This window comes from Rhodovulum sp. 12E13 (assembly GCF_003340565.1).
In the GTDB taxonomy this organism is placed as follows: domain Bacteria; phylum Pseudomonadota; class Alphaproteobacteria; order Rhodobacterales; family Rhodobacteraceae; genus HLUCCA09.
Genome location: NZ_QPLK01000001.1, coordinates 315,383 through 328,839, shown reverse-complemented (window position 1 = coordinate 328,839; position 13,457 = coordinate 315,383). Strand labels below are relative to the sequence as shown.

General features: G+C 71.7%; 10 protein-coding genes. 5 read left to right on the top strand and 5 right to left on the bottom strand.

The annotated features are described in order from the left end of the window. Positions 1-147: 147 nt before the first annotated feature. The 4 genes from DLJ49_RS01415 (at position 148) to DLJ49_RS01400 (ending at position 4,964) form a co-directional block, all read left to right on the top strand. Entirely contained in the window at positions 148-2,373 is a 2,226-nt protein-coding gene (locus DLJ49_RS01415) for an NADP-dependent isocitrate dehydrogenase (protein WP_115391717.1), read from the top strand. A gap of 232 nt (positions 2,374-2,605) precedes the next feature. After that, complete coding sequence (locus DLJ49_RS01410; RefSeq protein ID WP_115391716.1) at positions 2,606-3,238, top strand: YitT family protein; 633 nt, start codon at positions 2,606-2,608, stop codon at positions 3,236-3,238. A gap of 33 nt (positions 3,239-3,271) precedes the next feature. Continuing rightward, complete coding sequence (locus tag DLJ49_RS01405) at positions 3,272-3,607, top strand: DMT family transporter (protein WP_115391715.1); 336 nt, start codon at positions 3,272-3,274, stop codon at positions 3,605-3,607. 58 nt (positions 3,608-3,665) lie between these two features. Further along, on the top strand, positions 3,666-4,964 hold the full coding sequence (locus tag DLJ49_RS01400; protein WP_115391714.1) for an HlyC/CorC family transporter: 1,299 nt from the start codon (positions 3,666-3,668) through the stop codon (positions 4,962-4,964). 361 nt (positions 4,965-5,325) lie between these two features. On the opposite strand, the gene DLJ49_RS01395 is transcribed toward DLJ49_RS01400, so the two are convergent. Continuing rightward, a complete protein-coding gene (locus tag DLJ49_RS01395) occupies positions 5,326-6,873 on the bottom strand; it encodes a helicase HerA-like domain-containing protein (RefSeq protein ID WP_115391713.1) in 1,548 nt (515 codons plus the stop codon). 635 nt (positions 6,874-7,508) lie between these two features. Between DLJ49_RS01395 and DLJ49_RS01390 the strand changes: the two genes are divergently transcribed. Beyond that, positions 7,509-8,216, top strand: coding sequence for an invasion associated locus B family protein (locus DLJ49_RS01390; protein WP_115391712.1), 708 nt, complete (start codon positions 7,509-7,511; stop codon positions 8,214-8,216). Positions 8,217-8,317: 101 nt separating this feature from the next. Here DLJ49_RS01390 and DLJ49_RS01385 read toward each other — a convergent pair whose 3' ends face one another. The 4 genes from DLJ49_RS01385 to DLJ49_RS01370 all read right to left on the bottom strand — a co-directional run bounded on the left by DLJ49_RS01385 (position 8,318) and on the right by DLJ49_RS01370 (position 13,168). Further along, positions 8,318-9,526, bottom strand: coding sequence for a beta-ketoacyl-[acyl-carrier-protein] synthase family protein (locus DLJ49_RS01385; RefSeq protein WP_115391711.1), 1,209 nt, complete (start codon positions 9,524-9,526; stop codon positions 8,318-8,320). Beyond that, positions 9,523-9,831: an acyl carrier protein gene (locus tag DLJ49_RS01380; RefSeq protein ID WP_115391710.1), complete on the bottom strand. Its 309-nt coding sequence runs from the start codon at positions 9,829-9,831 to the stop codon at positions 9,523-9,525. Before DLJ49_RS01380 ends, DLJ49_RS01385 begins: the two co-directional genes overlap by 4 nt. Before the next feature lie 34 nt (positions 9,832-9,865). Then, positions 9,866-10,966: a UDP-3-O-(3-hydroxymyristoyl)glucosamine N-acyltransferase gene (lpxD, locus tag DLJ49_RS01375; protein ID WP_115391709.1), complete on the bottom strand. Its 1,101-nt coding sequence runs from the start codon at positions 10,964-10,966 to the stop codon at positions 9,866-9,868. Between the two features lie 495 nt (positions 10,967-11,461). Then, the gene (locus DLJ49_RS01370) at positions 11,462-13,168 is read right to left on the bottom strand and encodes a L,D-transpeptidase family protein (protein ID WP_115391708.1); all 1,707 of its coding nucleotides are present in this window, start codon (positions 13,166-13,168) and stop codon (positions 11,462-11,464) included. Between the last annotated feature and the right edge of the window lie 289 nt (positions 13,169-13,457).

Sequence of the window (13,457 nt, the reverse complement as noted above, 5' to 3'; positions counted from 1 at the left end):
GGCGGCGCATCGCGGGCGGGCCGCATCGGGCCGAGACGCCCGCGCCGCGCTGCGGCAAAACGGTATACCGCTGCATACAGCCTTTTCGCCACGCCCCGGATGGTCTATGGGGCGCGCGAACACTGCATCACCGCGCGGGAGGCACCCATGGCGAACATCAGCGTATCCGACATCGTCATCACCAAGGTCGACGAGGCCCCCGAACTGGCGCGCGCCTCGCTCCAGCCGATCGTCGCCTTCTTCGCGGGCGCGGCCGGCGTCAGCGTCGAGACGCGCGACATCTCGCTCGCCGGTCGAATCCTCGCCGCCTTCCCGGACTATCTGTCGGACAACCAGCGTCAGCCCGACGACCTCGCCTGGCTCGGCGAACTGGTGAAGGAGCCGCACGCCAACGTCGTCAAGCTGCCCAACATCTCGGCCTCGACCCCGCAGCTCGTCGCCGCCGTGCGGGAGCTGCAGGGCCAGGGCTACGCCCTGCCCGACTACCCCGAGGCGCCGCAGACCGACGCCGAACGCGCGGTGCGCGCCCGCTACGACCAGGTCAGGGGCTCGGCCGTGAACCCCGTGCTGCGCGAGGGCAATTCCGACCGGCGCGCGGCGCCCGCGGTCAAGCGCCACGCCCAGAAGAACCCGCATTCGATGGGCACGTGGGACCCCGACAGCAAGACGCACGTCGCCTCGATGGCCGAGGGCGATTTCTACGCCAACGAGAAGTCCGCCACGATCACCGCGCCGCAGGCCGGCAAGGGCCGGATCGAGTTCGAGGGCGCGGGCGGGACGACGGTGCTGAAGGAAGGCGTGGCGCTCGACGCGGGCACGGTTGTCGATGCCACCTTCATGTCGGCCGCCGCGCTGCGCAGCTTCCTCGACGCGCAGATCGCCGAGACTGCCCGGCAGGGCGTCCTGTTCTCGCTGCACCTGAAGGCGACGATGATGAAGGTCTCCGACCCGATCATCTTCGGCCACGCGGTTTCGGCCTGGCTGCAGCCGCTGTTCGACAGGCACGGCGACGCGCTCGCGGCTGCCGGCGTCGACCCCAATTCGGGCATCGGCGACCTGCTCTACAGGATCGACCAGCTGCCGGCCGCGCAGCGCGACGCGATCCGCGCCGACTACGACAGGATCATGGCCGATCGGCCGCCGATGTACATGGTCGATTCGGGCCGCGGCATCACCAACCTGCACGTGCCCTCCGACGTCATCATCGACGCCTCGATGCCCGCGGTGATCCGCGCCGGCGGCAAGGGCTGGGGCCCCGACGACGCCAAGCACGACTGCAAGTGCGTGATCCCCGACCGCTCCTACGCGCCGGTCTATGACGAGGCGATCGAGTACTTCAAGGAAACCGGCGCGCTCGACCCGTCGACCGCCGGCGCGGTGCAGAATGTCGGCCTGATGGCGCAGAAGGCCGAAGAATACGGCTCGCACCCCACCACGTTCGAGGCGCCGGCCGACGGCACGATTCGCGTTGTCACAGAGGCGGGCGAGGTGCTGCACGCCCACGAGGTCGAAAAGGGCGACATCTGGCGCGCCTGCTTCACCCGCAAGCGCCCCATCGAGGACTGGGTGAAGCTCGCCATCGAGCGGCAGAAGGCCACCGGCGCGCAGGCGATCTTCTGGCTCGACACCGAGCGGGCCCACGATGCGCAGCTCATCGAGGTGGTCAAGCCGATCCTCGAGGCCGAGGGCGCGATGGAGGACTTCGTGATCCTCGCCCCGCGCGAGGCGACGCGGCTGACGCTCGAGACGATCCGCGAGGGCAAGGACAGCATCGCCATCACCGGCAACGTGCTGCGCGACTACCTGACCGACCTCTTCCCGATCCTCGAGCTCGGCACCTCGGCCAAGATGCTGTCGATCGTCAAGCTGATGAACGGCGGCGGCCTGTTCGAGACCGGCGCCGGCGGCACCGCGCCCAAGCACGTGAGCCAGCTCGTCGACGAGAACCACCTGCGCTGGGATTCGCTCGGCGAATTCTGCGCGCTGGCCGAGAGCCTCTACTTCCTCGGGCAAAGCCGCGACAACGCCCGCGCCAAGGTGCTAGGCACGGCAGCAGAGGCGGCCACGCAGGGCGTGCTCGATCACGGCCGCAGCCCGCAATACAAGACCGGCACGCCCGACAACCGCGACAGCCACTACTGGTTCGCCCGCTACTGGGCCGAGGCGCTGGCCGCACAGACCGACGACACCGCGCTGGCGGCCGAGTTCGCCCCCGTGGCCAAGGCGCTGGTCGAAGGCGAGGCGCAGATCGTCGAGGAGCTGGCGGCGGCGCAGGGCAAGGCGGTCGATATCGGGGGCTACTACCACCCCGACCCGGCCAAGCTGGCCGAGGTGATGCGCCCGAGCGCGACGCTCAACGCGATCATCGGCTGAGCCTGCATGGCGTCGGCCGCGCCTCTGGCGCGCGGCCGGCGTCCGCGCTGCGCGCGCCCGCGGGATGCCGGGGCGGGCGGGCCGCAGCCCGGAGGGCGAGGTGCCGCGCGGCCCGGCATCCGGCGGCGGGCCGGGCGCGCCCGCGCCGAAAAACCGGGCACCGCCGCTCATCGGCAGGCCGTGGGTGGGCGGGGGCCTTTCCCCGTGCACCGCTCCGGCCTAGACCGCCGTCATGGCCTCGCCGCTTCAGACCATCGAGATCGACCCTGACGCCGTGCGCCACACTCCGCTGGAGGATGCGCAGGGGCTCTCGGTCGGCCTCGTGCTCGTCGGGGTCGGCGTGGCGCTGCTGGCGCATCTGGGCTTCGTCACAGGCCAGACGGCCGGGCTGGCGCTGCTGATCGCCCATGCCTCGGGCTGGTCGTTCGGCTGGGTGTTCTTCCTCGTCAACCTGCCCTTCTACGCCGTCGCGTGGCGCCGGCTGGGGGCAGAGTTCACGCTCAAGTCGGCGGTCTGCGTCACCGCCCTGTCGGTGCTGGTGGAGCTCATCCCCGGCTGGATGCCGATGGGCGAGGTGAACCCCGTCTTCGCCGTCGTGGCCTTCGGCTGCCTCGCGGGCGTGGGCCTCCTCGCCGTCTTCCGCCACAAGGGCAGCCTGGGCGGCCTCGGCGTGCTCGCGCTGATGGCGCAGGACCGTCTCGGCATCCGGGCGGGCTATGTCCAGATCGGCTTCGATGCCGCGCTCTTCGCCGCGGCGCTCGCCCTTTTCCCCGTGTCGGTCGTGGCGTATTCGCTCGGCGGCGCAATCATCCTCAACGGCGTGATCGCCTTCAACCACCGGCGCGACCGCTACATCGCCCCCTGAGGCGGGCGGCGCCCCTGCGACGGGAGGCGGGCCATGCCGCTGCACTATCTCTGGCTCGTGCTGGCGATCGTCGCCGAGACCGTCGGCACCACCGCCCTGCAGGCGAGCCAGCAGTTCACCCGCCCCGGCCCCTCGGTGCTGGTCGTCGCGGCCTACGGCACCGCCTTCTACCTGCTTTCGCTGGTGCTGAAATCGATGCCGGTGGGCGTGGTCTACGCCGTCTGGTCGGGCCTGGGCGTGGTGTTCATCGCCATCATCGGGCGCGTCGTCTTCGGGCAGCGGCTCGACCCGCCCGCGCTGATCGGCATCGCGCTGATCCTGGCGGGTGTGCTGATCATTCACCTGTTTTCGCGGACCGCGGGGCATTGATGGGGACGCCGCCGGCGCCCATAACCGTCTCCGAGCGTCCCCCAGCGACAGGCCCCCGATGGACACCGCCCTCGACTTCGCCTTCTGGATCACCTCAGGGTCGATCCTGTTCCTGCTCGTCTGCTCGGGCTTCTTCTCGGGGTCCGAGACGGCGCTGACGGCGGCCACCCGCGGCAAGCTGCGCTCGATGGCCGACAAGGGCAGCAAGGGCGCCGGCAGCGCGCTGACCCTGAAGGAGGACAACGAACGCCTGATCGGCGGCATCCTTCTGGGCAACAACCTCGCCAACATTCTCGCCACCTCGCTCGCCACCGCGATGTTCACCCGCCTCCTCGGCGAGGGCGGCGTGGCGGTGGCCACGCTGGTCATGACGCTGCTGGTGCTGATCTTCGCCGAGGTGCTGCCGAAGACCTACGCCATTACCGACCCCGAGCGCGCGGCCGCCCGCGCCGCCCCCTTGATCGGCCTCGTCATCACCGCGCTCTCCCCCGCCGTCGCAGCGGTGCGGCTGATCGTGCGCGGCGTGCTGCGCGTCTTCGGCCTGCGCATCGAGCCGGGTGACCAGATGCTGTCGGTGCGCGAGGAGATCGTGGGCGCCCTCCAGATCGGGCACGCCGAGGGCGCGGTCGAGAAGGAAGACCGCGACCGCCTGCTCGGCGCGCTCGATCTCGGCGAACGGACGGTGGAGGAGATCATGCTCCACCGCTCGAAGATCGAGATGATCGACGCCGACGCAGACCCCGAGGCGATCCTCTCCCAGGCGCTCGCCTCGGCGCACACCCGCCTGCCCGTCTACCAGGGCGAGCCCGAGAACATCGTGGGCGTGATCCACGCCAAGGACCTGTTGCGCGCGATGGACCGGCTGATGCGCGGGCCGGAAGCGCCGCCCGAGGGGATCGGGGCGTTCCGCATCCTAGACATCGCGATGGAGCCCTACTTCGTGCCCGAGACGACGACGCTCGACGACCAGATGCGCGAGTTCCTGCGCCGGCACACCCACTTCGCGCTCGTCGTCGACGAATACGGCGCGCTGCAGGGGCTGATCACCCTCGAGGACATCCTGGAAGAGATCGTGGGCGAGATCACCGACGAGTTCGACGTCGACCCCGAGCATCCCGTGAGACGCACAGAGTCCGGCGACTACCTCGTCGACGGGGCGATGACGATCCGCGACCTCAACCGCGCCTGCGACTGGTCGCTGCCCGACGAGGAGGCGAACACGGTGGCCGGCCTCGTCATCCACGAGGCGCAGACGATCCCGACACCGGGGCAGGTATTCAGCTTCCACGGTTTCCGTTTCGAGGTGGCCGCCCGCCAGGCCAATCGTCTCACCCGCCTGCGCATCCGCCGCCTCTGAGCCCCTACCGGGCCGCGCGCTCCCCGCCCGGCGGCACGCCCGACGTATCCCGGAGCGCTCCCGCCTCCGCTCGCGGCCCGCTGGCCGCACGCTCCGTTGGGCCCGGCGCCCGCTCGCGCGGGCGCACGCCACCTGCCCCGCCAGAGCCTTGCTTCGGACCTGCGCGCCTTGTGCGACGACGAGCCTCCGGCGGGGATATTTTCAGCAAGAAGAAGATACGCGCGTTGAATTGGGTCACTGTCTGGGCGCTCGGCATGCCGCCGCACGCGGGCTCGCTCTTCTTCTTGCTCCAAGCATCCCGGGGGAGTCGCCGCGAAGGCGGCGACGGGGGCAGCGCCCCCTCCGTCGGGATCGCCAGCGCTCAGCGGCCGCGGAAGAGTCCACCGAGGACGCCGCGCATCACGGCGCGTCCCGTCTGGGTGCCGAGCTGGCGGGCGAAGCTCTTGGCAAAGGCCTCGCCCACGGAATCGGAGCGTGGCGATCGGCGCGCGGGACGGGACGGGTCGCTGCCCGAGCGGGCGCCGGAGTAGCGGCGCGCCGCCATGAATTCGCGCCCTTTCTCCGCCGCGGCGCCTGTCGCACCGGCGGCGTGCCCCTCGGCCGCGGCGGCGCGCGCGCGGGCGCGGGCAGCGAGGATTTCGGCCGCGCTCTCGCGGTCGAGCGACGCGTCGTACTTGCCCGCGACCGGCGAGCCGGCGAGCACTGCCGCTCGTTCGTGAGGCGCGATTGGGCCAAGGCGTGAGGACGGCGGGCGGATCAGGGTGCGTTCGGCCATGCCAGGCACGCCCTTGCGCTCGAGGAACGAGGTCACCGCCTCGCCCGTCCCGCATTCCATGATCGCCCGCGCGAGATCGAGGCGGGGATTGTCGCGGTAGGTCTCGGCCGCCGCGCGCAGCGCCTTGCGGTCGCGGGCGGTGAAGGCGCGCAGCGCGTGCTGCACGCGGTTCCCGAGTTGCCCGAGGATGTCGCCCGGCACGTCGTCGGGCGTCTGGGTGCAGAACCACACGCCCACGCCCTTGGATCGGATCAATCGCGCCACCTGCTCGACCTTGTCGACGAGCGCCTTCGGCGCATCGTCGAACAGCAGGTGCGCCTCGTCGAAGACCATCACCAGCTTCGGCCGGTCGGGATCGCCCACCTCGGGCAGTTCCTCGAAGAGCTCCGACAGCAGCCAGAGCAGGAAGGTCGCGTAGAGGCGGGGCGACCGGACCAGGCGGTCGGCGGCGAGCACGTTGACCCGGCCGCGGCCCTCGGCGTCGACCGCCATCAGGTCGGCGAGGTCGAGCGCGGGCTCGCCGAACAGGTGGGCGCCGCCCTGCTGCTCGAGCACCAGCAGCCGCCGCTGGATCGCGCCGACCGAGGCGGGCGCCACGTTGCCGTAGTTCAGCGACAGCGCCGCGCGATTCTCGCCCGCCCAGGCCAGCAAGGCGCGCAGGTCGGCGAGGTCGAGCAGCGGCCAGCCCTGCGCGTCGGCCGCGTGGAAGGCGACGTTGAGCACCCCTTCCTGCACCTCGTTGAGCTCGAGCAGGCGAGAGATCAGCAGCGGCCCCATCTCGGAGACGGTGGTGCGCACCGGGTGGCCCTGCTCGCCGAACACGTCCCAGAAGGTGACCGGGCAGGCGCCGTAGACGAGGTCGAGCCCGATCGTGCGGGCGCGCTCGGCAAAGGGGGCGTGGGTGCCGGCCGCCGGGTCGCCCGGGGCGGAGAGGCCCGCGAGATCGCCCTTGACGTCGGGCACCAGCACGGGGACGCCGGCCGCCGAGAATCCCTCGGCGAGGATCTGCACGGTCACGGTCTTGCCGGTGCCGGTGGCGCCCGCGACCAGCCCGTGGCGGTTGGCCTGGTCGAGCCGCAGGAGCTGGGGCACCGCGTAGCCCGCGCCGCCGCCGCCCACGAAGATCGTCTCCATCGCGCCCTCCCATTGAGGCGGACGCATGTCCGGCCCCGCCCCCGTCGTGCCGGGCGAGAATACAACCTTAATCTGTCGCCGCCAGACTGCGCGCGCGCGGCTGCCCCCCGAGGCCCCGCGCTTCCTCCCTGTCAGACTGGCCGCGCCTTCGGGCGCGGTCCTTTTCCGGGACAGGCGCGGGTGACGCGGCGGCTGGACAGGGCGCCGGGCCTAAGCGGATCGGCCGAAGAGCACGGGGGGGCGCGGGGCAAGACCGGCGTGCCGTCGGCCGGACCGCCGTTTCCTTGCCATCGCCAATTTGGCGCCATGGCCCGATTCCCCTGTTGACGCATTGTCGCGCGCGGCTTAGCGTCCGCTCCAAGTCGGCCCGTCCGACAGGGAGCAACAGCGCGAATGCGCAACGCGGACAGGGGGTTACCTGGTTCGCGCGGGGGCGTCGCCCCCAGGCAAAGGGTCCTCCGGGGCCCTTTTCCTTTTCCCGGCAATCGTGCGACGCGCAAGTGCCCTGCACCGGGTATGCGACGACACGTCGGGGCCTGACAGGGCCAACGCCGCGTGTTAACGGGCCGTGAAAGCAGGCGGCGCCTACGGCACGAGGGGCCGGCGACAGAGTCAGAAGAGCAGGGAACCCGTCCATGACCGCACCTTGTCTGCACGACAGCTTGGCCCTACGGAAGTCGACAACGCTCGCCGCGGCCCTGGCCGTCACGCTCGCATTCGGCGCGCCGCTCGCCGCACAGGAGCAGACCCCGCAGGATGACCTGCAGCTCGACATGGGCACGCCCGTCGCCGAGGATGCGGGCGCGGCCGAAACGCCGCTCGGACAGCCCTACATCCTCGAGGTCTCCACCGACTGGGAAATTCGCTGCGTGCGCACCTCGCTCGAGCACGACCCCTGCGCGTTGCACCAGGTCCTGCAGGACCAGCAGGGCAATTCCGTGGCCACGATCGAACTCGTCAACCTGCCCGGGGGACAGGATGCCGAGGCCGGCGCAACGATCGTGACACCGCTCGAGACCCTGCTGACGCGGCAGTTGACCCTGTCGGTCGATGGCGGCTCGGCGCGGCAATACCCGTTCAGCTTCTGCACCGAGCAGGGCTGCGTGGCGCGGGTCGGCTTCACCCCGGCCGAGGTCGACGCCTTCCGCCGGGGCGCCGTGGCGCGGCTGACGATCTACCCTGCGGGCGCGCCGGACACGGCGGTGGAGCTTGACGCCTCGCTCTCGGGCTTCACGGCGGGCTTCGAGCGCCTGACGGAGCTGAACGCGCTCAACGCCGAGGCCGTCGCCGCGGCCCGCGCCGCCCAGCAGGAGCAACAGGGCGACGCCCAGCCAGCCGAGTGATGACAGGCGCAAATCCCTTCACGAAGGGATTTGCAAATGCCTTGCTCAAGGCATTTCCCCGCGCCGCTTGGCCCGGTCTCCTGGCCACCGCGCGGCGCGCTTCATGCCCGTCGCAGCACCAGCACGGCGTTGAAGCCGCCGAACGCGAAGGCGTTCGACATGGCCACGTCGACCTGCGCCTCGCGCGCCACGTTGGGCACCACGTCGAGCGCGCATTCGGGATCGGGCTCCTGGTAGCCGATCGTCGGCGCGATCACGCCCTCGCGCAGCGCCATGATGCAGGCCAGCAGTTCCACCGCCCCTGTCGCCCCGATCAGGTGGCCGTGCATCGACTTGGTGGACGAGATCATGAGCGCATCGGCATGCGCGCCGAACGTGTCGGCCACCGCCGCGCATTCGGTCTTGTCGTTGGCCGCCGTCCCGGTCCCGTGGGCGTTGATGTAGCCCACCGCGTCAGAGTTCACCCGCGCGTCGCGCAGGGCGAGCGCCATCGTCCGCGCCGCGCCCTTGGCCGACGGCATCACGATGTCGGAGGCGTCAGACGCCATGCCGAAGCCGATGACCTCCGCCAGGATCTCCGCCCCCCGCGACTTCGCGTGCTCCATCTCCTCGAAGACGAAGACCGCAGCACCCTCGCCCTGCACCATGCCGTTGCGGTTGGCGCTGAAGGGGCGGCAGGCGTCCTTCGACATCACGCGCAGGCCCTCCCACGCCTTGACGCCGCCGAAGGTGAGCATCGCCTCGGAGCCGCCCGTCACCATCACCCGGCTGGCCCCGGAGCGGATCAGATGGAAGGCCTGGCCCATCGCGTGGTTCGACGAGGCGCAGGCCGTGGCCACGGTGAAGGACGGGCCCTTGAGATTGAACTCCATCGAGACGTGGCTCGCCGCGGCGTTGTTCATCAGCTTCGGCACGACGAACGGGTGGACCCGGTTCTTCCCTTCCTCGTAGACCGAGCGGAAGTTGTCGTCCCACGTCTCCATGCCGCCCGCGGCGGTGCCGAGCACCACGCCCGCCTCGGCCGAGAGCTCGCCGGCGAAAGTCAGGCCCGACTGCGCGATCGCCTCGCGCGCGGCCAGCAGCGTGAACTGGGTGAACCGGTCGTAGAGCGCGATCTGCTGGCGGTTGAACTCGGCCTCCGGGTCGTAGCCCTGCACCTGCCCGCCGATCTGCACCGAGAGGCGCTCGACGTCGCGCACCTGGAGCGGGCCGATTCCGCAGCGCCCCTCGGCCATGGCCCGCAGCGTCTCGGGCGCCGTCCGACCGAGCGCGTTGATCGAGCCCTGCCCCGTGATGGCGACGCGCTTCACGCGCGTCCCGTGTCGGACTGCGTCGGGCTTGGGCCCACCCCGCCCTTCTGATCGGCGACGAGCGTCTCGACGGCGGCGACGATGGCGGCGACCGACGAGATGTCGAAACCGCTCTCCTCCGGCGCGTTGGCGTTGAACGGCACCGAGATGTCGAACGCCTCCTCGATGGCGAAGATCGACTCGACGAGACCGAGGCTGTCGATCCCGAGATCCTCCAGCGTCGCGTCCATCGTCACGTCCGAGGGCTCGAGCACCGCCTGTTCGGCGATGATCTCGACGACCCTTCGGCTCACCTCCTCGGTCATGGGATGCGCCTTCCCTCATGAAAGTGGCGCCGATTTACTCGCTGCCCTGCCCGTTTGAAAGGTGCTTTCTCAGCGCCGCGACGTCGCGGAAGAGCCGCGGAAGCCGTCGCAACCCCTTGTAGGCCTCGACCGACAGCGCCATCGGCATGGCCGGGTTGCCCAGCATCACCCGCCCCGCCGGTTGATTGGTGCGCAGCAGGGTTCCCGCGCCCGCGATCACGTCGTCGCCGATGGTCAGGTGATCGGTGACGCCCGCCTGACCGCCCAGCACGACCCGGTCGCCCAGGCGGGTCGAGCCGGCGATCCCCACCTGCCCGCAGAGCAGGCAGTGGCAGCCCACGGTCACGTTGTGGCCGACCTGCACGAGGTTGTCGATCTTGGTGCCGTCGCCGATCCGCGTATCCGAGAGGGTGCCCCGGTCGATGCAGCTGTTGGCGCCGAGTTCGACGTCATCGCCGATCGTCACGGCCGCGAGCGAGTGGATGCGGGCATAGGCCTGTTGCCGCGCCCCCCCGGCCTCGCCCAGGGTGCGGCGCACCTCCTCGGCGGCCGAGGGCTCTGCCGTGACGAACGAAAAGCCGTCTCCTCCCACGACCGCGCCCGGCTGCGCCACGAAGCGGTCGCCGATCGTGCAGCGCGCGCCGATCGTCACGCGGGGATGCAGCAGCGCGCCGCGCCCGATCCGCGCCTCCGCCCCGATCACCACCTGCGGGCCGATGCGTGCGCCCGGCCCGATCACGGCCCCCGGCCCGATCACCGCGAAGGCGCCGATGGCCGCGCCGGGGCCGATCTCGGCGCCGGGGTCGATCTGTGCCGAGGGGTGGCGGCCAGCCGCGATGTCGGGCCCCGGGTCGAGCGAAGCCGAGAGGCCGGCCAGCGCATGGCGCGGCCGGGGCGCGAGGAGCGCCGCGTCGAGGCCATAATCGGCCGGGTCGGCGCCCTCCCACAGGAGGGCTGCCCGGGCCGCGCCCTGCGTGAGCGCATCGGCATAGGCCGGCGTCGCGGCAAGGGCGATGGCGTCGGGCCCCGCCTCGTGCGGCGCGGCGGCACGCGCCACGCGCACCGCGCCGTCGCCCCAGAGCGCAAGTCCGAGGGCTTCGGCAAGCTCCGCCATGCTGTGCGACCGACCGCCCATGCCACCTCCCGCCGGTTGCGCCCCGCGCGCCGCTCCCCATACCGGGGAACGCGCCGCCGCGAAAGGCGCCACCATCGACGTCGCCTCCCCGTCTGACATGCGGCCCGTCGCCCCCGGACGGCCACCGACAGGAATGCGCGCCCAAGGTCTGTGCGCCGAAGCCGGCGTCGCAGGAGACAGGCACGCGCGCTGCGCCCGGCCGCTTGCGAGTTGGAAGGACGGGCGCAGCGCGCGTGCCCTTGATCGGGCGGCGCGCAGTTCACACGCCGAGCGAAAGTCACGGCGGCTCCGGGGAACACGCCGGTCACTGGTCTCCGGTCAGCCGGATGCCGGCTGCTTCATCCATCCATCTCCGCCGCTCCGGAGCCGAGCGCGCCCGCAGCCGCGCCAGCGGCTGCCGGGCCCAACGGAGCGAGGCGCGCGAGCGCGCCGAGCGGAGGCGGGAGCGCCCCCTGCGCCGGCCTTCCCGGAGGCCGTCGCGCGGGAGCGGGCAGGTCAGCCCCGGGCTGCGTCGAGGGTCACGCCGGCGGCCTGAAGCGCGTCCCACAGGCGGGCATCGCGTCCGTAGAGGTCCTCGCGGTAGTTCACCCGGCCCTTCGCCTGGGTAAAGGCGGTGCGGTAGGTCAGGTGTACCGGCACCGGCTCCTCCAGCTGGATCCGCCGGATCTGGCCGGTGTTCAGGATCGTGTGGAAATCCTCCTTCGGCGTCGCGGTCTGCCGGGCCAGCAGGTGGTAGGCGAACTCGTGCGGCTCCTTCAGGCGGATGCAGCCCGACGAATAGGCGCGTCGGTGCCGGTCGAAGAGGTGCTTGTCGGGCGTGTCGTGCAGGTAGATCGCGTGCGGGTTGGGGAACATGAACTTCACCGTTCCCAGCGCGTTGCGCGGCCCCGGCGGCTGCACGAGGTTGAACGGGAAGGTGCGCGCCGAGTAGGCCGAGAAGTTCACCGCGCCGCGCGGCACGACCCGGCCCCGCGAATCCACCAGCTTGAGATAGCCCGCCGCGCCGGGGTTGCGCTTGAGCCTGGGCAGGTAGTCTCGCGCCAGGATGCCGCGGGGCACCGTCCAGGTCGGGTTGAGCTCCATGTACTCCATCACGTCGGAAAACTCCGGCGTGGGCTTGCCGCTCGTGGTGGCGCCGACCACGGCACGGGTCTCGAACGTGACGACCCCGTCGTCGACGACCTTGGCGGTGTAGTCCGTCAGGTTGACGAGGACGTGCCGCGCCCCCTTCCCCTCCAGCAGGTTGAGCCAGCGCTCGCGCTCGAGCGCGACGAGAATCTGCGACAGCCGCTTGTCGACGCTGGCGTTCACCTCTGCGATGGTGCCCTCGCCCGCCACGCCGTCGGCCTCGAGCCCGTGGTCGATCTGGAAGCGCTTGACCGCCGTCTCGAGCGCGCCGTCGAAGGTGGCCGAGGCGGTGCGCCGCAGATAGCCCTTGGCGATCAGCCGATCGCGCAGCGCGACGACGGCAGGCCCCGACATGCCGCGCTCGAGCCGGCCCGACGGCACCTCCGGCCCCCAGCCGCCGGCGGCGCGCACCCGCTCGAGTCGCATCTTCTCGGCGAGCAGGCGGTTGTATTCGTGGCTCCGCGGCGCCAGCCCCTCGATGAAGCCGCGCGGGTCATCGCCCGCCAGCCCCGCGAGCAGCGCGGCCGGCTCGCGCCGGGGCAGCTCGCGCGGGATTTCGAGGCCGAGACCTGCCGGCTCGAGCGCCCCGGAGGAGATGTCGCGGGCATAGGCGAGGAACATCTTCGCCGCCTCCACCTCGGCCCGGCCGCGGGCCCGCAGGCTGGTGGCGCCCGCGAAGAGCGCGCGCAGGTCGTCGGCCCGGTAGCGCTGCGCCGGCAGGCCATGACGCGGCGCTGCTTCGAGCGCGTGCAGCAGCGCGGCGCGGCGGGCCCGGTCGCCCGCGTCGTCGCCGGTGAACAGCGGCGCGTAGTCCCGCTCGCGGTAGAAGGCGGCGATCGTCTCGGAGCCGTAGGCGGCCTCGGCCACCGCCTGCCGGAAGGCGGCGCTCGCGTAGGCCTCGCCCAGCGGCGCGGCGGCCGCCGCGAACTCCACCCCGGCGCGCGCCTGGGGCGCGGCGGGCGTGGCCACCCCCGCCGATTGCGCGCCGGCCGGCCCGGCGGTCAGGCCATGAGCGCAGGCAAGGGCGACACCGGCGGCGAAAACGACCGCGGCAGGCAACTTGAACTCGATCATCCGTGCAGACCTCGAAACGACAGGTGGGACAGGTTCAGCGCCCCCAGAATGCCGATGGTTCCGCAGGAGTCCACACAAGATACCGTTGCGGAAGGGTTATCTGCCGCCGCCGTTGCCGCCGCGCTCCCGCGCCCGTCGCGCCCCCGTCACGCCGCCCATCACGCCCCCGTCGCGCCGCGCACCGCACCGCTCGCCCGCCGCATCGCTGGGGCATCGCGCCTCGGCGGCGTGGTCCGTGGCCCCGGCCCGATCGGTCAAATGTGACGAAAAGGCAACTCACTCGGCACAC